General features: G+C 68.1%; 19 protein-coding genes and 1 pseudogene. 3 read left to right on the top strand and 17 right to left on the bottom strand.

Annotated features, from left to right (window positions below; genetic code table 11):
• Positions 1–53 precede the first annotated feature (53 nt).
• Together VFE83_RS04135 and VFE83_RS04130 are read left to right on the top strand one after the other, a co-directional pair.
• Positions 54–359: a hypothetical protein gene (locus VFE83_RS04135; protein WP_324903614.1), complete on the top strand. Its 306-nt coding sequence runs from the start codon at positions 54–56 to the stop codon at positions 357–359.
• 40 nt (positions 360–399) lie between these two features.
• Positions 400–711 (top strand): hypothetical protein, encoded by a 312-nt coding sequence (locus VFE83_RS04130; protein ID WP_324903613.1) that lies wholly within the window; start codon positions 400–402, stop codon positions 709–711.
• A gap of 4 nt (positions 712–715) precedes the next feature.
• Here the strand turns inward: VFE83_RS04130 and VFE83_RS04125 are convergent, their stop codons facing one another.
• The 11 genes and pseudogenes from VFE83_RS04125 to VFE83_RS04075 all read right to left on the bottom strand — a co-directional run bounded on the left by VFE83_RS04125 (position 716) and on the right by VFE83_RS04075 (position 12,088).
• A complete protein-coding gene (locus VFE83_RS04125; RefSeq protein ID WP_324903612.1) occupies positions 716–2,359 on the bottom strand; it encodes an acyl-CoA dehydrogenase family protein in 1,644 nt (547 codons plus the stop codon).
• Between the two features lie 51 nt (positions 2,360–2,410).
• Positions 2,411–3,665, bottom strand: a pseudogene (locus VFE83_RS04120) (FAD-dependent oxidoreductase).
• A 91-nt stretch (positions 3,666–3,756) separates the two neighbouring features.
• Positions 3,757–3,963 (bottom strand): cold-shock protein, encoded by a 207-nt coding sequence (locus VFE83_RS04115; protein ID WP_158733706.1) that lies wholly within the window; start codon positions 3,961–3,963, stop codon positions 3,757–3,759.
• Between the two features lie 102 nt (positions 3,964–4,065).
• On the bottom strand, positions 4,066–4,821 hold the full coding sequence (locus VFE83_RS04110; RefSeq protein WP_324903611.1) for an S-methyl-5'-thioinosine phosphorylase: 756 nt from the start codon (positions 4,819–4,821) through the stop codon (positions 4,066–4,068).
• A gap of 7 nt (positions 4,822–4,828) precedes the next feature.
• Positions 4,829–5,398, bottom strand: coding sequence for a hypoxanthine-guanine phosphoribosyltransferase (locus tag VFE83_RS04105; RefSeq protein WP_324903610.1), 570 nt, complete (start codon positions 5,396–5,398; stop codon positions 4,829–4,831).
• A complete protein-coding gene (gene nagZ, locus VFE83_RS04100; RefSeq protein WP_324903609.1) occupies positions 5,398–6,393 on the bottom strand; it encodes a beta-N-acetylhexosaminidase in 996 nt (331 codons plus the stop codon). Before nagZ ends, VFE83_RS04105 begins: the two co-directional genes overlap by 1 nt.
• 85 nt (positions 6,394–6,478) lie before the next feature.
• Positions 6,479–7,162: a DsbA family oxidoreductase gene (locus VFE83_RS04095; protein WP_324903633.1), complete on the bottom strand. Its 684-nt coding sequence runs from the start codon at positions 7,160–7,162 to the stop codon at positions 6,479–6,481.
• 42 nt (positions 7,163–7,204) lie between these two features.
• Complete coding sequence (locus VFE83_RS04090; protein ID WP_324903608.1) at positions 7,205–7,720, bottom strand: CYTH domain-containing protein; 516 nt, start codon at positions 7,718–7,720, stop codon at positions 7,205–7,207.
• Positions 7,721–7,919: 199 nt separating this feature from the next.
• Complete coding sequence (rlmD, locus tag VFE83_RS04085) at positions 7,920–9,263, bottom strand: 23S rRNA (uracil(1939)-C(5))-methyltransferase RlmD (RefSeq protein ID WP_324903607.1); 1,344 nt, start codon at positions 9,261–9,263, stop codon at positions 7,920–7,922.
• 131 nt (positions 9,264–9,394) lie between these two features.
• Entirely contained in the window at positions 9,395–10,018 is a 624-nt protein-coding gene (locus VFE83_RS04080; protein ID WP_324903606.1) for a YdbL family protein, read from the bottom strand.
• A gap of 33 nt (positions 10,019–10,051) precedes the next feature.
• Positions 10,052–12,088: a hypothetical protein gene (locus tag VFE83_RS04075; RefSeq protein ID WP_324903605.1), complete on the bottom strand. Its 2,037-nt coding sequence runs from the start codon at positions 12,086–12,088 to the stop codon at positions 10,052–10,054.
• Between the two features lie 27 nt (positions 12,089–12,115).
• On the opposite strand from VFE83_RS04075, the gene VFE83_RS04070 reads away from it, so the two are divergent.
• Positions 12,116–12,877 carry a response regulator gene (locus VFE83_RS04070; RefSeq protein ID WP_324903604.1) on the top strand — a complete coding sequence of 254 codons (762 nt, stop codon included), beginning with the start codon at positions 12,116–12,118 and terminating at the stop codon, positions 12,875–12,877.
• On the opposite strand, the gene recO is transcribed toward VFE83_RS04070, so the two are convergent.
• The 6 genes from recO to lepA all read right to left on the bottom strand — a co-directional run.
• The gene (recO, locus tag VFE83_RS04065; RefSeq protein WP_324903603.1) at positions 12,856–13,611 is read right to left on the bottom strand and encodes a DNA repair protein RecO; all 756 of its coding nucleotides are present in this window, start codon (positions 13,609–13,611) and stop codon (positions 12,856–12,858) included. The genes VFE83_RS04070 and recO overlap by 22 nt on opposite strands.
• Positions 13,612–13,716: 105 nt before the next feature.
• Positions 13,717–14,613, bottom strand: a complete 897-nt coding sequence (gene era, locus VFE83_RS04060; RefSeq protein ID WP_324903602.1) for a GTPase Era — start codon at positions 14,611–14,613, stop codon at positions 13,717–13,719.
• Positions 14,614–14,692: 79 nt separating this feature from the next.
• A complete protein-coding gene (gene rnc, locus VFE83_RS04055; protein ID WP_324903601.1) occupies positions 14,693–15,376 on the bottom strand; it encodes a ribonuclease III in 684 nt (227 codons plus the stop codon).
• Positions 15,373–15,747 (bottom strand): DUF4845 domain-containing protein, encoded by a 375-nt coding sequence (locus VFE83_RS04050; protein WP_324903600.1) that lies wholly within the window; start codon positions 15,745–15,747, stop codon positions 15,373–15,375. The genes rnc and VFE83_RS04050 overlap by 4 nt, the downstream gene beginning before the upstream one ends.
• A gap of 54 nt (positions 15,748–15,801) precedes the next feature.
• Positions 15,802–16,587 (bottom strand): signal peptidase I, encoded by a 786-nt coding sequence (gene lepB / locus VFE83_RS04045; protein ID WP_324903599.1) that lies wholly within the window; start codon positions 16,585–16,587, stop codon positions 15,802–15,804.
• Positions 16,588–16,825: 238 nt separating this feature from the next.
• Positions 16,826–17,924: translation elongation factor 4 (gene lepA, locus VFE83_RS04040; RefSeq protein ID WP_324903598.1), on the bottom strand; the 1,099-nt coding region annotated here is incomplete at its 5' end.

Raw genomic sequence — 17,924 nt, 5'->3', positions numbered from 1 at the left:
AACGGCGAACAGAGGGAACGATGGATCGACCCAGCATTGCACAGAGATTGCTCATGGGGCTGCTGGTCGCAGCCATTTCCCTGTCGGTGGGCATCATCGTGGTGGCCGTTCCGGCCAGCCCAGGCCGCAACGCGTTGATGGCCCTGAACTGGTTCCTGTGGTTGCTGTTTGTCGTGCTCTACCCGTTCGTTGTCGTGTGGACGGGAAAGGTCAGCGGCACGGAGCCAGGTTCCGTCAGCTACCGTGCGTTCTCCCCGGCGCGTTACTGGGTCGGCTTTGTCGCCACCACGCTGTTCTGGATTGCAATGCTCATGCTCGTGTCCCTGTACTCGTTCATGGCCTGGGATCGAGGCACTTGATCATCACCGCAGGACAAGTCAGATGCGGAAAGGGGACGTCATGCAGCTTTTCGAAGTCATCCGTTGGGGCAACGATTCGGACGATCCGGTGACCGGCGGTCCCAACGGGCCGGACACGTGTTTTCTGGTGCGTGCGGAGTCTGTCCAGCAGGCCGCGCAACTGGTGGACCGCCTCGCGGCGGGTCACGGCGAACGCACCACGGCCGATGCGGTGTACCTGCTGGAAACCGACCAGTCGGCGCAAACGGAGCCGCGCGTACTGCGTGGACCGTACATCCAGCACGCCTATCGGCATGGGTGGCGACACTGGTATCGCGACGACGCGGATGCGCCGTGGATCGAACGCGACTGACGGCTCAGTCCGATGGCCACGCCCGGCTGATCAACTGCGCGAAGTCGAAATCCCGCGACATCGTCCCGTAGGCATTGCCGTGATCGCCGGCGATGCGGCTGGTGCAGAACGCCTCGGCCACGGGGCTGCCACTGCGCAGCAGCAGGCTGGCCTGCAGCGACAACGCGAACGCCTCCACCCAGCGCCTGGCCTCCACTTCCGCCATTTCGGCCGTGCCTTCCAGCACGCGGCGCAGTGAGTTGAGCTCGGCATCGAAATCCGGATCCAGGTGCTGCGCGAGTTCCAGTTCGGCCAGCAGCGCCTGACCGCACTGCGGTTCGCGCTGCAGCGCGCGCATCACGTCCAGGCACTGGATGTTGCCGCTGCCTTCCCAGATGGAGTTGAGGGGCGCCTGCCGGTACAGGCGCGGCAGCAGCGATTCCTCGATGTATCCGGCCCCACCCAGGCATTCCTGCGCTTCGTTGACGAAGGCGGGAGCCCGACGACACACCCAGTACTTGCCGATGGCCGTGGCCACGCGGGCAAACGCCGCCTCCTGCGCGTCGTAGGGCGCACGGTCGACTGCGCGCGCGACGCGCATCGCCAGCGCGATGGCCGCTTCCGATTCGATCGCCAGGTCAGCCAGGACGTTGCGCATCAGCGCGTGATCGACCAGCCGCTTGCCGAAGGTGCGGCGATGGTGCGTGTGGTGCATCGCCTGCGCCAGGGCCATGCGCATTTCCGCCGCCGCGCCCAGCATGCAGTCCAGGCGCGTGAGCATCACCATCTCGATGATGGTGGGTACGCCACGGCCTTCGTCTCCGATGCGGTATGCCCACGCGTCCATGAACTCCACTTCGGACGAGGCGTTGGACCAGTCGCCGAGCTTGTCCTTCAGGCGCATCAGCGCGAATGCGTTCTTGCTGCCGTCCGGTCGCCAGCGCGGCAGCAGGAAGCAGCTCAGTCCACCCGGCGCCTGCGCGAGCACCAGGAAGGCGTCGGACATCGGCGCGGAGAAGAACCACTTGTGACCGACTAGCCGGTACTCGCCTTCCGCGCCCAGCGGCATCGCGACGGTGGTGTTGGCGCGCACGTCGCTGCCACCCTGCTTTTCGGTCATGCCCATGCCCAGCGTCACGCCGAGCTTGTGCTCGCACGCGATGTCGCGCGGGTCGTAGTACGGCGAGATCGCCTTGCCTTCCCAGCCCGCCAGCGCAGGCGCGTGGCGCAGCACCGGGATGGCCGCGTGCGTCATCGTCAGCGGACAGCTGGTGCCCGGTTCGACCTGGTGATGCAGGTAGCTGAGCACCGCGCGCGCGACGTGGGCGCCCGGCCGCGGCTGCGACCACGACAGCCCGGCCACGCCATGCTCGATGGCCGCCTGCATGATGCGGTGGTAGTTGGGGTGGAACTCGACCAGGTCGATGCGCTGGCCGAAGCGGTCGTGGGTGCGCAGACGCGGACGGTCGCGGTGCGCGTCGAAGCTGAGCCGGTACAGCTCGTCGCCGGCAAGCGCGCCATAGGTCGCCAGTGCGTCGGCGAAGTCGGCGCCGCCTTCGCGGGCCACGGCCTCGCGCAGCGCCATGTCGTCACGCCAGAGGTCGCGCGGTGCGAACTCCGGCGGCTGGTTCTCGACGCGGTGCGTGGCGAACGGCGGCAGCGGTTCCATCTGCAACTCCGGCGTGGGATCGGGCCGATTCTAGGCTCCCCTGTGCAGCGGCTACGCGATTTCGCCGGCCAGCCGGCCGGGCACGTTCGTGCTGCTTTCAGACAAGGCGTCCATGAAGGCCGGCGGCAACGCGAACGTGCCCCACCAGCCGCGTGCCGGTCAGCACCCGCAGCATCTGGCCGCGGCCGCCCGGTACGCGCGACAACGGGTGGAACACGCGGTCGCGCACGGCGGCCAGGCGGTCGCGGTCGGACTGGAACAGCGGCGTCAGCCAGCGGCTCCAGAAGTGGTACATGCGCAAATGCGCGGCGCGCCGGCGCTGGTAAGCGCCCAATGCGGAGGCCAGGTCGTCCTGTGCACGCAGGGCATCGCGCAGCGCCAGCGCGTCCACCAGGGCCATGTTCACGCCCTGCCCGAGCTGCGGGCTCATCGCGTGCGCCGCATCCCCCATCAGCACCGCGCGCCCGCAATGCCACTGGCGCAGCACGGTGTCGCGGTAACGCGCCTGCGCCAGCCCGCCGGGCACCACGGTATCGCGTAACAGCTCGCCCGCCTCGGGCCAGACCGCGTGCACGTCGCGCCGCCAGGCCTCGGCATCGTGGCCCGCGTCCGCGAGTGCGGCCGTCGGCAGGCTCCAGAAGAAGCTCAGGCGCGGCGTCGGATCGTCCGGTCGTGTCCCGACCGGGAGCAGCCCGGCCATGCGCCGCGCTCCGAGATAACGCTGGCGCAGTTCGTCCGCCCACCGCCACTCGCGCTGCTCGACCAAGCACCACTGCGCGCCCCAGGGATACGGCCGGTCGAGCGCCGGCGCGCCGACGGCAGCCCGCAACGTGGACGCGGCACCGTCGGCAACGATCAGCAGGTCGAAGCCGCCGTGCTCGTCGCCGTGTTCGTCGCGCAGCAGGCCATGCGCGTGGTCGATCGCGACGATGCGGCGTCCGCAGTGCACGCGGCGATCGGTTGTCCACGCCGCATCCAGCAGCGCGAACAGCGCGCCGCGCTGCATGCCCAGACCGAACAGACGGCGGTCGAGCTCCCCATAGCGCATGTCCATCACTGCGCGCCCCCGCACGGTCTCGCCGAACAGACGGCCGATGCGCGCACCATGCGCGAGCGCCGAGTCCAGCAGCCCGAGTTCCCACAGCACCGAAAGACCGGTCGGCTGCAGCAGGAAGCCGGCGCCCACGGGCCCCAGTTGTGCCGCCCGCTCGAAGACCTCGACGCGGTGGCCGTCGCGTCCGAGCAGCAGCGCCGCGGCCTGTCCCGCCGTGCCGTAACCGACGATGCCGATGCGCAACGGGTTCACTGTCGGCCCTCGGGACGTTTCACTTCGCGCATGAAAAAAGGCCCCGCGATGCGGGGCCTTCCAAACGGTGTCGCGGGGCTTGCGCCTTCAATCACGCCACGGGCGTGATGTTGGACGCTTGCGCACCCTTCGGACCCTGGGTCAGCTCGTAGCTGACGCGCTGGCCTTCCTGCAGGCTGCGGAAGCCCTTGGCGTTGATCGCAGAGAAGTGCGCGAACACATCTGCGCTGCCGTCCTCGGGCGAAATGAAACCGAAGCCCTTGGCGTCGTTGAACCATTTCACGGTGCCGTACTGCATGTCCTTATCAACCTCATGCTGGATGCGAGTCGCGCACGGCCGATGCAGGCCCGGGCGCCGGTCGAGTATGCAAACTGAACCACAGCTTGACAATCACCCCGCTCAACGGCGGGCGAGCAAGGCACCCAGCAGCGCCGGCAGACCGGCCGAGGCCGCGGCGACATTGTCCAGCACGTCCTGGAGGGTGATCACCTCGTCCGGGTCCGGTCCGGCCCCTGCCGCCCAGTTGGCGACGATGGCCAGGCAGGCGTAGTCCAGGCCCATCTCGCGCGCCAGGCCGGCCTCCGGCATGCCGGTCATGCCGACCAGGTCGCAGCCGTCGCGACGCAGCCGGGCGATCTCGGCCCGGGTCTCCAGGCGCGGTCCCTGGGTCGCCCCGTAGCAGCCGTCCGGCACGAGGGCCACGCCCGCACTGGCGGCCGCGGCGATCACCGACTCGCGCAACGAACGGGTATAGGGCTCGCCGAAGTCGACGTGCAGCACCTCGGTGCCGGGTTCCTCGCAGATCGTCGAGATGCGGCCCCAGGTGTAGTCGATCAGCTGTTCCGGGCAGGCCAGCACGCGCGGGCCGAAACGCTCGGTGATGCCGCCGACGGTGTTCATCGCCAGCACGCGCTGCGCGCCCAGCGCCTGCAACGCGGCGAGGTTGGCGCGGTAGTTGATCTTGTGCGGCGGCAGCGAATGGCCTTCGCCATGCCGGGCCAGGAAGGCGACGCGATGGCCGTCCAGCGTGCCGATCCGCACCGGACCGGAAGGAGCGCCGTAGCGCGTGACCGGCTGGTGCGATTCGACGTCCTGCAGGTCGGCCAGCTTGTACAGGCCGGTGCCGCCGATGACGGCCAGGGATATCTCGCTCATGGGCGCGTCAGTCCTTCAGCGCGTAGATCGCCGGCAGGTTGCGGCCCTGCTCGTGGTAATCCATGCCGTAGCCGAACACGTAGCGGTCCGGTACCTCGACGCCGACGTAATCCGCGCAGACGCCTTCGACGCAGCGGTCGTGCTTCTTCACTGCCAGCGCCGCGATGCGCACGTCGCGCGCGCCCTGCTCCACGCACCACTGCCGGATGGCCGCGAGCGTGTGCCCCTCGTCGAGGATGTCGTCGGCCAGCAGCACGCGACGGCCCTTCAGCGCGGTGGCCGGACGATGCTTCCACACCAGTTCGCCGCCCGAGGTCTCGCCGCGGTAGCGCGTGGCGTGCAGGTAGTCGAATTCCAAGTCCAGGCCCAGCGCACCCAGCTCCATCGCCAGTTGCGCGGCGAACGGCAGACCGCCGTGCATGATGGTCAGGTAAACCGGCACGTCGCTGTTGTCGTAATCGGCCCGGATCGATCCGGCCATGCGCGCGATGGCCTGCTCCAGAGGGCGGCGGTCGAAGATCAGGTCCGAATTGGCCAGCGCGGCGGCCAGGTCGTGGGTGTTTGCAACGGTTTCCATCAAGCCAATCCTTCCAGTCGGCTGCGCGCGGCGCCGTAACGGGCGTCGGCCAGCAATCCATCCCATCCCATCGCGCCGCGGCCGATCAGCCCGGCCAGCGCCATCGTGTTGAGCTTGCGGCCTTCCACCGCCGCCAGCGCTTCTTCGACCAGCTGCGGGTGGCAGGCCAGCACCACGTCGCAGCCCGCGTCGTAGTGCGCCGTCACGCGCGCCTTCACCCCACCGGCAGAGGACGCTGCCTTCATGCCGATGTCGTCGCTGAAGACCACGCCGCGGAAGCCGATCTCGCCGCGCAGGATCTCCTCGATCCAGTAGCGCGAGTAGCCGGCCGGCTCCGGCGCGATCGCCGGATAACGCACGTGCGCCATCATCACCGCGTCGGCCTTGGCCTCGATGCCGGCGACGAAGGGAATCAGGTCGGCCGCGCGCAGTTCTTCGAGCGAGCGCGGATCGACCGCTTCGTCCAGGTGCGTATCCGCCTGCACCGAACCATGCCCCGGGAAGTGCTTCAGCGTGGCGGCCATGCCCGCGGCGTGCATGCCGCGGATGTAGGCGCGGGTGAACTCGGCCACGACCTGCGGATCGTCCGAGAAGGCGCGGTTGCCGATGGCCAGGTTGCCGCGGCCCAGATCGACCACCGGCGCGAAGCTGAGGTCCACGCCGCTGGCGCGCACTTCGTTGGCCATCAGCCAGGCGTGTTCTTCGGCCAGTTTGAGAGCGCCCTGCGGATCGGCGGCATAGCGCTTGCCGAAACCGTCCAGCGGCGGCAGCGCGCTGTAGCCCTCACGAAAGCGCTGCACGCGACCGCCTTCCTGGTCCACGCAGACCAGCTGCGGCCGGCCGGCGGCTTCGCGGATCGCCGCGGCAAGCTCGGCGACCTGGGCCTTCGATGCAAAGTTGCGGCTGAACAGGACCACGCCGGCACAGGCATCGTGCCGCAGCCAGTCGCGCTCCTGCGCGGTGAGTTCGGTACTGGCGACGCCGATCACGAGCATGGACGGACTCCTGAAAAGAAGGGTCGCGACTGGGCGCGGCCGGTCATTGTGGCGCAGACGCCGGACGGCGGCATCCGCGCGGCGATCACGTCTCGCAGCCGTCCGGCCCGCATGCGTCGCCCGAAGCCGGTGCGGCCGAGGCGATGCCCAGGCGCGAGAATGCATCGCGGAATGTTTCCGGCGACTGCGCACCCTGCACCGCCAGGCGACCGTCGAGCACGAACGTGGGCACCGCGCGGATACCCAGCGCGTGCGCCTGTGCAAGCTGCGCGCGCACTTCGGCCAGGCCTTCATCGGATTCGAGCATCGCGCGCACGCGCGCTTCGGCCAGTCCACCTTCGGCGCCCGCGTCGACCAGCGTCTGCGTGTCGGCCAGATTGCGACCGTGGGAGAAGTGCGCGCGGAACAGCGCCTCGCCCACCTTGTCGGCGTCGCCTTCGCGGCTTGCCAGCCAGATCAGCCGGTGCGCCCTGAGCGTGTTGACGCGGACCTGGCCCTGGTCGAAATCGAACGGCAAGCCTTCGGCGCGACCGGTGGCCTGCGTCTGCGCCAGGATCTGCTCGGTGCGTTCACGACCGCCGAACTTCTGTTCGTACGCCTCGCGCAATGGCACCGGCGTGTCGTCCGACTCCGGGTCGAGCTGGAAGGCGTGCCAGTGGATGTCGACCTTGCGGTCGGCCTCGCCGAGCTGTTCAAGCGCGGTCGCCAGGCGGTGCTTGCCGATCCAGCACCACGGGCAGACCACGTCGGACCAGATGTCGATGCGCAGGGGTTTGTCGTTCATGGGTCCGAGATGGGGTCTGGCAGGGGCTCAGGCAACCGTACCGGCGCGCTCATCGGCGCTCCACTCCAGGTACGGCCGCGTAGCCAGGGCCAGGTTGTAGTAGCGCGGCTCGTCGGTCACCTCGGCGCCGATCCAGTCCGGACGCGCGAACGGCTCGTCCGCCGAGGCCAGTTCGATTTCCGCGACCACCAACCCCGCGTTGTCGCCCAGGAACTCGTCCACCTCCCACAGGTGGCCCTCGTGCTTCACATAGTGGCGGCGTTTGTCGACCAGCCCGCCGACGCACAGCGCCAGCAAGGCGCGCGCGTCGTCCTCCGGGATGGGATAGTCGAACTCCTGACGCGTATGACCCAGCTCACGCGACTTCAGGTTGAGGTAGGCCTCGTCACCGGCGATGCGCACGCGCACCGAGGCCTTCATCGCACCGCTGTCCATCGCTACCTGGTCGTTGATGTAGCCCTGCGCCATCGGCATCACCTTGTGCGCGGCACTGCGCCAGCCGTTGCCGATGACGAGAAACTTGCGTTCGATTTCGATGGCCATTGGAGGTGTCGTGATTCTTGATTCTTGATTCGTGATTGCGACGAGCCTGCGTGGTTCGCTCTTCTGCCGTCACTCCCGCGAAGGCGGGAATCCATGTATCCGGCGCCATTCCGGCATTCTTCCACGGTGATGCTTCCGTGGGTGGATCCCCGCCTTCGCGGGGATGACAGCTCAAGGTCGGCAGCGTTGGCGGGGCAGACTACCGCTCAAACAACGCGATGGACTCCACGTGCGCCGTGTGCGGGAACATGTCCATCACGCCGGCGGCCTTGAGCTTCCAGCCGCGCTCGTTGACGAGGAAACCCGCGTCGCGCGCCAGCGATGCCGGATGGCAGCTCACGTACACGATGCGGTCGAACTGCTTTAGCGGCAGCTGCGCCAGCACGACGTCGGCGCCGGAACGCGGCGGGTCGAGCAGCAGCTTGTCGAAGGGTTGCTTCATCCAGTATTCGCCGGCGAGGTCCTTGGCCAGGTCGGCCGCGTGGAACTCCGCATTGGCGATGTCGTTGTGCGCGGCGTTGTCGCGCGCGCGACGCACCAAGCCGGCCTCGCCCTCCACGCCGACCACCTCGCGCACGCGCCGCGCCAATGGCAGGGTGAAGTTACCCAGGCCCGCGAACAGGTCGAGCACGCGGTCCTCCGGTTTGGGATCCAGCAGGTCCAGCGCCAGTTGGATCATCTTGCCGTTGAGCCCCGCATTGACCTGGATGAAGTCGAGCGGACGGAACAGGAATTCCAGGTTCCATTGCGGCAGCGAGAACGCCAGCTTCGGCGATGCGGGCCACAGCGCATGCACGCTGTCCACGCCACCGGGCTGCAGGAAGATCGCGAAACCGTGCTCGCGGCCGAATGCGACCAACGCATCCTGGTCCGCCTGCGACAGCGGCACCAGGTGCCGGATCGTCAGTGCGACGCCGCTGAAGCCGTTGCCATCCGTGTCCGGCTGTGCATCGCCGACGATGAACTCGATCTGCGGGATCTCGCGACGCGCCTGCAGCCCGTCGACCAGCGCGGAGAGCGCCGGCAGGCGGCTGGCCACCAGCGGGATCACGGTGTGGCATTCGCCGATGTCGGCGACGAAGCGTGGATCAGTCTCGCGGAAGCCGACCAGCGTCTTGTCCTTCTTCTCGACGCGCCGCACCGAGAACCGCCCCTTGCGGCGATAGCCCCACGATGCATCCGTCAGTGGTTCAAGGATGCGCTCGGGCGTGATGTGGCCGATGCGCTCGAAGTTCTCCATCAGCACGCGCTGCTTGGCGAGGATCTGCTTTGCCTCGTCGTAATGCTGCAGCGCGCAGCCGCTGCAGGTGCCGAAATGCACGCAGCGTGGCGCGACGCGCTCGGGGGCGCCGTGCAGCACTTCGACCGTGCGCGCCTCGTCGAAGCTGCGATGGCGGCCGGTCTGCGTGGCCATCACGCGCTCGCCGGGCAAGGCGCCGGCCACGAACACGGCCTTGCCGTCGGGGCGCCGGGCCACGCCGCGGCCGTCATGGGTCAGATCGGTGATTTCGACTTCGAAGGGGGTTTGATCGATGCGGGCCACAGGGCTGGCGGGCGACGTGCGCGAAAAACAGGGCCGCGTATTGTCGCAGATCGGGCCGGTCTGCCGCGGAGGCCGAAAAACGAAGGGCCCGCGTTGCGGGCCCTCGTTCATGCGCGACGCTGGACGTGCGCTTACTTCTGGCGCCAGCCGCCACCGGCGTCCTGCACCCACCAGCCCGGGCGGGCGCTGTCGATCCACTGGCGCGCGAACACGGCGCGGATCTGCTGCTCCCATTCGGGATGGTTGTTAGCCACCGCGATTTCGCGGTACACGGCCTTGGCATCGCGGCCCTGTTCGGCCACCGCCTGGTTCACCGCCACGCGCTGCGGCAGCGGGATCTTGGAGGCATCGCGCACCGAGATCGTGCCGTCGTTGGCGAAGCCCAGCGCGCCCGAATCGAAGTGCGCGCGCAGCTGGCTGTCGAAACGCGAGCTCATGCGCGACTGGATAGCTTGGATGGCAGGCGTCTTGATCGTGATGTCGGGCTGGCCCTGCGCATGCGCGCTGCCAATGCCGACCAGCGCCAGCCAGTCGATGCGCGAGGCCAGCGAGCGCTGCGGCGCCGTCAGCGACGCGCTCTGTCCGCCCGGCTTGTCCTGCGGCCTGGGTGCCTGCTCGGGCGCTTCTTCACCGATCACCTTCTCGACGAATTCGCGCGCCGCTTCCTTGGCCTCCGCGGCCGGGAAATACACGTTGATCGTCACGCACGCGGTCAACATCACCGCCGCGACCGGAATTCCCATCCAACGACGCATACGACCTCCCGAACCTGTGGAAACCGCGACAACTTACTCGAAGACCGGTTTCAAGTCGCCCGTGCTCGCGGCCTTCAGGCGCTCCACCAGCGTCGGCCAGTCGACGCGACGGTTGAACCCGACCACGCTGAGCCGGGGCAGCCCGGAACCTTCGACGATAATGAAGCCGTTGCCGGCTGAACCCAGCCCGTCCATTTCGCACACCTCCTCGGCAAGCCGGCACGAAATGCCGATGCGGCGATAGCCGAAGTCGTCGAACAGCCCGATCAGCTGCGACTGCAGGCTGCTCATGAACGAGGCGTCCGACACGCTCGACAGGTCCTGCACCGCGCGCTGGCTGACGCGCTGGCGCACGTCGTCGCGGCGTGCGGCTTCGCGATCCGTGTCCAGTCGCGCATCGAACGCGACCGGCTGCCAGTCGACCAGTCGCAGCCGCTCGATGCGGCCGTCGAGCTTGCCGGTGATGGTGCCGAAGCCAAGCACGCCGGTCAGCGCTTCCAGATCGATGTCGTCGAAGGCGATGTCGGACGACAGCGTCGGCGCCACACCGAACGGCCGTTCCATCGCCAGCGACGAAACCTGCACCGCTCCGCCGAACAGTTCGACCGACAGGCCGCCCTGGAAATCGAGCCGCTCGTTGGAATAGCGTGCTTCCGGAATGCGGCCGGTAAGCTCGCCGGTGAATGCCGGCCAGCCCAGCGCCTGCGAGAGCTGGGCGATGTCCAGGCGCTGCAGGTCCAGTCCGAAACGGATGTCCAGCGGTTCCCCATCCGATGGCGGACGCACACGCAGCGGATCGATCGTGACCTGGCCGCCCAGCATCGGCATCGTGGCCGCGCCGCGCATCAGCAGTTCGTCCTTTTCGCTGACGAACGGCAGGCTGGCCGCACCGAACTGCAGGCCATGGAGGCGGCCGCCGTCCCAGCGGAGTTCGCTCGCAACCGGTTTGGCGGAAGAGAACCGCACGTCACCATCCAGCCCGGTGAAATCGAATCGCCCCTGCGGGTCGTCGATGGCCACGCCTCGCGGCACGAATTCCGCCTCATGCAGCGTGCCGTCTTCAAGGCGCAGGCGCACGTCGGCCGCGCCGCGCAGTTGCAATTCGGCCAGTCCGGCCAGCCCGAGGAAACCGGTGAGGTAACCGTTGCGCAACGGGGCCAGGTCCGCGCTGCGGGCGCGCAGATCGAGCGAGCGGACGATGCCGTCCGCGGCCAGCGCGGCGCTGCCCTCGGCGACCAGGATGCCCGGATCGTCCCAACGCAGCCGCGGCAACTGCCAGCCTTCGCTGCCCTGCTGTGTCGCGACCACCTGCACGCCCACGCGACGCTGCTGCAGCGCCAGATAGGCGTTGCCGAACAGCAGATCGCCGCCATGCAGCGCGCCGTCCACCTGCACGCGCGTGATGTCGCCGAAGTCCGCCTGGATCTGCGCCTGCGCACCGACCTTCTCGCCGGCGATGGTGCCGTCGGCGGTATCGAACGCCACGCCTTTCAGCCGCAGCGGACCGGCGACGCGCAGGGGTCCCTGCTCGGGTGCCATCACGGCCAGTTGCCCGTCCAGCGTCCCGGCCTGGATGCGAGCGGCCTCCCATGCCTTGGACAGCAACGCCTGTGTCCAGGCCAATGGCACGTGGGTGAGGTCGATGCGCGTGAGGGCGGGCATGGTGGAGGTTCGATCGACTGCAACTGCGCCACGGCCGTCGGTCAGGCGCGCATGGGTCCGCACATCGTCCAGATCGACCGCCAGTCGCAACGCAGGACCTCGTCCGGAGCGCACCGGACCTTCACAGCGCCATCGGTCGCCGTCGTGCAACAGTGGGCACTGCCATTCGAGATCGCGGAACCGATAGCCAAGCTCCGGCGCGTCGATGCGCGCGGCGCGCAACTGCAGCACGCCCTGGCTCGCCTCCGCCGGCCAGTGCAGGCTCACCTGCACGCCCTGCAGCGTCGCCACCGGCGTGTGCACCCTGGCGATGCGAGCCTGCGCTGAACGCGCCCATGCCGCGGCCGGCGTCACCCAGGACGCGACCAGCAGACAGGCCAGCAGCAGGCGTAAGATCGGACGCGACATCGAATCAGCATACCGACAGGACGCGAAATGCCGATGATGCCCAATGACCTCCCCCGAATCCTGCTGGTCGAAGACGATCCCACCAGCCGGAGCTTCCTGGCCGCGGCGCTGCGCGCAACACCCGCCGAGGTGGACGCCGCCGACAGCCTGGCGGCGGCGCTCGCCCTCGCCTCCACGCAGAACTACGCCGCGTGGCTGATCGACGCACGCCTGCCCGATGGCAGCGGCGCGGAGTTGCTGGCGCGGCTGCGCGAGCGTCACCCCGACACGCCTGCCATCGCCCACACGGCCGCGCACGAGGACACTCTGCTCGACGCCCTGGTCGGTGCCGGCTTCCTTGAGGCACTGGTCAAGCCGATGCCGGCTGCGACCGTGCAGGGCGCGGTGCGTCGCGCGCTCGGCATCGCCCCGGTGCTGCCCTCGCTGCAGGCACTGGCAGGAACCGACGGCAAGCTCCCGCTGTGGGACGACGATGCCGCGGTGTTGGCGCTCAACGGCAACCGAACCCACGTGGACACACTGCGCGATCTGTTCGTGCAGGAACTCTCCAAGTCGGTCTACGCCATCTCCACCGCAGCCGAGCGCGGCGACGTGGACTCGGTGCGCAACGATCTGCACCGCCTGCGCGCAAGTTGCGGCTTCGTCGGCGCGCAACGGCTGGCCGCCGCAGTGCAGGCGATGCAGCAGGATCCTTCCTCGACCGCGCTGCTGCTGACGCTCGAACAGGTTGCACAGGACACGCTGGCGCACGCGCCCGACGCGCGCGCTCAGTCGCCCGCGCCCGCCTGATCCGCACGCGGCGCGGTGACGCGTCCGAGTTCGGCCAGCATTTCCCACGACTTCAGGCCACGCGGCCCGAGGTGATGCGCGAGCACCTCCCGTATCGCGCGACGCAAGCCCGGCAGATCGTCGGCGACCGGTGTGCGATCGTCCGCCAGCGAAAGCAGGCCGCGACCGGTCGCGGCGCTGCTGCGGTCGCCATGACCGCGATCGCTCAGCACCCGGCGCGGCCCATGTTCCGGATCGAGCCGGTAGCGCGCGGCCGGGTCGATCGGTGCGCCGTCGCCGTCGTGATGCCAGTCGAATCCGAAGCCCAGCGCATCGAGCAGATCACGCTCGAAGCGTCGCAGCGTCCAGCCCAGCGCCTCGCCCGCGGCCATGCGTGAGCGGGCGCGACCATAGGCTTCGTAAAGTTCCGGCACCGGGTCCTGGCGCGGCGCCAGTCGCAGCGTGAGCTCGTTGAGGTAGAACCCCGACAGCATCGCCTCGCCGGTCAATCGCGGCGCGACGTCCAGCGCTTCGGCTGAATTCAGGCGCGCCAGTTCGCCGACCTGCACCGCATCGAAGCGGATCCACTGCAGCGGCTGCAACGCAGCCCGCAACGCGTGGCGCTTCGGGCCCTGCACGCCACGGGCCACCATGCCCAGCCGGCCGTGATGCTCGCTCAGCACTTCAACCAGCAGGCTCGTTTCGCGCCAGGGACGCGCGTGCAGGACGAACGCAGGCTCGGCGGTCAGGCGCATGGGAAAGTAGAGAGTGGAGGAGAGGAAGAAGTGAGTCGTGCGAGCGAACAGGCACGGAAATCACCCGGCTTCACTCGCTCCTCATTCCTCTCCACTCTCCCCTCGCTAGTCGTGGTACCCGAACGCCCGCAGCGCGGCTTCGTCGTCCGACCAGCCCTCGCGCACGCGCACCCAGGTCTGCAGGAACACCTTGGCGCCGAACAGCTTCTCCATCTGCTGGCGGGCCTTGGCGCCGATCTCGCGCAGGCGTTCGCCGCCCTTGCCGATCACGATGGCCTTCTGGCCATCGCGCTCCACCCAGATCACCGCGCCGATGCGCAGCATGGTGCCGTCGACTTCGAACTTCTCGATCTCGACGGTGGTGGCGTACGGCAGTTCCTCGCCCAGCTGGCGCATCAACTGCTCACGCACCATCTCGCCGGCAAGGAAGCGCTGGCTCTTGTCGGTGATCTCATCCTCGCCGTACAGGGCCGGCTGCTCCGGGACCAGCGCGAGCACGTCCTTGACCAGCGCTTCCAGGCCCTTGCGCTTGAGCGCGGAAATCGGGTGGACGGCCGCGAACTCGCGGCCTTCGCTGATCTTCGCCAGGAACGGCAGCAACGCGGCCTTGTCCTTCACCCGGTCGACCTGGTTCACCACCAGCACCACCGGCAGGCCCCCCTTGCGCAGCGCGTCGAACGCGAGCGAATCCTCGTCGTCCCACTGCCCGGCGCGGATGACCAGCATCGCCGCGTCGACGCCATCGAGCGCACCGCGCGCGGCACGGTTCATCCAGCGATTCATCGCACGCTTCTGCTCGCGATGGATGCCGGGCGTGTCGACCAGCAGCAGTTGGCCTTCCGGGAACGTGGCGATGCCCAGCAACTGGTGACGGGTGGTCTGCGGGCGGTTGGAGGTGATGCTGACCTTGGCGCCGACCAGCGCGTTGACCAGGGTGGACTTGCCGACGTTCGGACGGCCGATGACGGCGACGTGGCCGGCGCGATGGGCGGGGGTATTCATGTGGGAATTGTCCGACTCCCGGGCCCGGGAATGCAAAGCCGCGCGGGAAGAATGTGGCCGGCGTGAACGCGCGCGGGCGCTATTCCCGCTCGTCTTCGGCGTTTCGCGGGCCCGGCAGGGCGTCCAGCGCGGCCTCGGCGGCCACCTGCTCGGCCGCACGACGCGAATGGCCGATGCCTTCAGTGGTCATCGGCGGCTGCGCCAGCGTGCAGGTGACGTGGAAGCTCTTGGCATGGTCTTCGCCGGTCTCGGCAACCAACGCATACACCGGCAGCGGCTTCTGCCGGGCCTGCAGCCACTCCTGCAGGCGCGTCTTCGCGTCCTTGCCCACCTTGTGCGGCGGCGGCAGCGCGGCGATGGCTTCCTCGAACCACGGCAGCACGGCCGCGCGGCACGTGACGAAGTCGGAATCTAGATAGATCGCGGCGACCAGCGCTTCGAGCGCATCGGCGAGGATGGAATCGCGACGATGCCCGCCCGACTTCATCTCGCCCGGTCCCAACGTCAGTTGCGTTCCCAGGTCGAGCGCGCGGGCGATCGGCGCTAGCGCGGACTCGCGCACCAGTTCGGCACGCGCGCGGGTCAGCGCACCTTCATCGGCCCGCGGCCAGTGCGCGTACAGGGCCTCGGCCACGATCAGGTTGACCAGTGCGTCGCCCAGGAATTCCAGGCGCTCGTTGTGCGGAGCGCCGGCGCTACGGTGCGTCAGCGCCTGCTGCAGCAGTTCCGGATGCGTGAAGCGATGGCGAATCAGGCCGCTCATTCCATTCGACGGCTGAGCACCTGCTCGGCCTTGAAATGTCCAACGACGTCGATGTTTGCGATCAGCGGACGGCGCACTTCGTAGTCGACCGTCATGATGTAGCCGGCATCGCGACGGGCGATCTTGACGTCCTCCGACTTCACGTTCTCCGCATAGCTGATGTACAAGCGACGGAAAAAGAGGTCCTTGATCTTCGCCGGGTCCTCTTGGCTGACGTCCGATTCGTTCGCCACGTCGCGCAGGGCGGTCTTCACCGCGTAATACTCCGAGTACATGGGGATCAGCTTCATGCCCATGTAGATGAACACGCCGACCACCGCCAGCACCAAGATGAACCCGATCAGGGTCATGCCGCTCTGAGTACGCTTCATTTCACCATCCCCACGTGGTTTGTCGATTGCGCCGCCCGGGCCCCTGGCGGCGTACTACTTGATGGAATTGCCGATGCGCGAGGTGTCCACCCCGCCATCGAAGTTCATCCAGATCAGGAACGCCCTGCCACGCAGGTTCTGCTCCGGAAGGAAGCCCCAGTATCGGCTGTCCTCGCTGTTGTCGCGGTTGTCACCCATCACGAAATAGTGACTCGGCGGAACGACCCAGTCGCCCTCGCCCTGGTCCAGGAAGGGCAGGTTCGTGCGCTCCAGGACGCTGTGCTCGCGGCCCAGCAGGTTTTCCCGGAACTCTTCGGCGCCGGTCATCTCGGTGCCGTTGCCCTTGCCCTGGTACACGCCGACCGTCGAATAATCCAGCGCCTTGCCGTTCACCGTCACCTGGTTGTCGTGGTATCCGATGCGGTCGCCCGGCAGGCCGATGACGCGCTTGATCCAGTCCTGGTCCGGATGGTGCGGCGGGCGGAACACCACCACGTCGCCGCGCGAGGGCTCGCCGATCGCGACGAACTTCTGGTTGGTGATCGGGAGGCGCAGGCCGTAGGCGAACTTGTTGACCAGGATGAAGTCGCCGGTGAGCAGCGTGGGCATCATCGAATTGGACGGGATGCGGAACGGCTCGGCCACGAAGCTGCGCAGGATCAGCACCACCGCCAGCACCGGGAAGAACGCCTTGGAGTAGTCGACGACCACCGGCTCGCGGCCATCGTCCAGCAGCCCTTCCCGCGCCTGCCGCCGCTTGGCGAGCACCAGCTTGTCGAGCAGCCAGACCAGGCCGGTGAACAGCGTCAGGACGACGAGGGCGATTTCAAACCAACGCATGCGCGCTCCTCTGGAGCCGGAATGGGGGAATCGGGATCAGGCGGGTACGCCGCAGAGCAGGACGCTCCCCGGCGACGCTGCCAGCCTCAGCATAGCGGGGGATATGCGGTTCGTCATGGACGAAGGTTCCGGATGGACTGCTCCGCCAAGGCAGGCAATACGCCCCGGGCAGGCCGGCACGGCGGGACCTCGCGGCAGGCGGCGTAAGCGCCTCCCGAGCCGCGAAGCCCAGGCGAGGTCACTTGCTGTCCACCTGCAACACGGCCAGGAAGGCCTCCTGCGGGATCTCCACGCGGCCGACCTGCTTCATCCGCTTCTTGCCCTCTTTCTGCTTCTCGAGGAGCTTCTTCTTGCGGGTGATGTCGCCGCCGTAGCACTTGGCCAGCACGTTCTTGCGCAGTGCCTTGACCGTGGTGCGCGCGATGATCTGCGAACCGATGGCCGCCTGGATCGCGACGTCGAACATCTGCCGCGGGATCAGGTCCTTCATCTTCTCGCACAGTTCGCGACCGCGGCGGTCGGCGTGGCTGCGATGGCAGATGATGCTCAGCGCGTCGACCTTGTCGCCGTTGATCAGCGTGTCCACGCGCACGAACGGACCGGCGTCGAAGCGCAGGAAGTGGTAGTCCAGCGACGCGTAGCCGCGGCTGACCGACTTGAGCTTGTCGAAGAAGTCGAGCACCACCTCGGCCATCGGCAGTTCGTAGCTGATCTGCACCTGGCTGGCCAGGTACTGGATGCCGATCTGCACGCCGCGCTTTTCCTCGCACAGCTTGATGATGCTGCCGATGTACGCCTCGGGCGTGAGGATGTTCGCGCGGATGATCGGCTCGCGGACCTCCTGCACCATGTTCACCGGCGGCAGTTTCGCCGGATTGTCCATCGGCAGGATCTCGCCATCGGTCTTGAGCACCTCGTAGATCACCGTAGGTGCGGTGGTGATCAGGTTGAGGTTGTACTCGCGCTCCAGGCGTTCCTGCACGATCTCCATGTGCAGCATGCCGAGGAAGCCGCAGCGGAAACCGAAGCCCATCGCCTCCGAGCTCTCGGGCTCGAAGCGCAGCGCGGCGTCGTTGAGGCGCAGCTTGTCCAGCGCCTCGCGCAGGTCCGGATAGTCCTCGGCGTCGACCGGGAACAGGCCGGCGAACACGCGCGGCTGCATTTCCTGGAAGCCGGGCAGCGGACGCGGCGCGGGATCGCCTGCGAGGGTGAGCGTGTCGCCCACCGGGGCACCGTGCACGTCCTTGATCGAGGCGTTGATCCAGCCAACCTCGCCCGCGCCCAGCTTCGGCAGCGCCTTGCGCTTGGGCGTGAACACGCCGACCTGATCGACCAGA

This window comes from Lysobacter sp. (assembly GCF_035655815.1).
Lineage (GTDB): Bacteria > Pseudomonadota > Gammaproteobacteria > Xanthomonadales > Xanthomonadaceae > Lysobacter_J.
This window is presented reverse-complemented; position numbering and strand designations above follow the sequence as displayed.